1 protein-coding gene and 1 pseudogene are annotated in these 807 nt (G+C 71.6%); both read left to right on the top strand.

Annotated features, from left to right (window positions below; all coding sequences use genetic code 11):
• A pseudogene (locus AC1DWF_RS33500) lies at nucleotides 1-219 on the top strand (hypothetical protein); the annotation flags it as partial.
• Between the two features lie 75 nt (nucleotides 220-294).
• Nucleotides 295-807: Bug family tripartite tricarboxylate transporter substrate binding protein (locus AC1DWF_RS33495; protein ID WP_476842808.1), on the top strand; the 513-nt coding region annotated here is incomplete at its 3' end.

Here is an 807-nt window from a genome sequence, read left to right as displayed (position 1 = left end):
GCGCGGGTGCCGCGCGCGGCGATCGAGCGGATCGGCGCGGAGATCGACGGCATCGCCCGCAACCCGGCCTTCCGGGCGCGGCTCGCGGAGTTCGGCGCGGATGGTCCGGGCCTCACGCCCGAGGGCGGCAGCAGCCCGGCGGCCTTCGAGGCCTTCCTGGCGGCCGAGATCCGCAAATGGGCAGAGGTGGTGCAGAAGGCGAACCTGACGGCCAGCTGATATGCGCCGCCGGCCGGTGGATCGGCTGACCTAACGAGGATATCAGGCCGGGAAATCCCCCCGGAGATGCCCCCGATGTCGCTGACGCGCCGTTCCGCCTTGGCCCTGCCCGCCCTCCTGCCCGCCCTTGCGTCGGCACAAGCGCCTTGGGCGCCGACCCGCTCCATGCGCATCGTGGTGCCCTTCACCGCCGGCGGCGCCACCGACGTCATCGCGCGGGTGGTCGCGGAGCGCTTCACGCAGACCCTCGGCCAGCCCTGCGTCGTCGAGAACCGGCCGGGCGCCGGCGGCAATGTGGGCGTCGAGGTCGTGGCCAAGGGCGATGCCGACGGCCATACGCTGCTGATGTGCACGATCGGCACGGCCAGCATCAACCAGTTCCTCTACCCGCGGCTGCCATTCGATCCCGTGAAGGACCTCTCGGCCGTCGCGCTGGCGAGTCTCGTGACCAATGCCATCGTCGTCCATCCGGACCTGCGCGCCACTGACGTCCAGGAGCTGATCGCCCTGGCGAAGCGCGACCCGGGCGGGCTGAACTACGGCACGCCGGGCAACGGCACCTCGGGCCACATGTGCGGCGAGTACTTC

The organism is Aminobacter sp. P4_D5, assembly GCF_056401815.1.
Note: the sequence above shows the minus strand (reverse complement) of the source record. Positions and strands in the feature narration are given on the sequence as shown.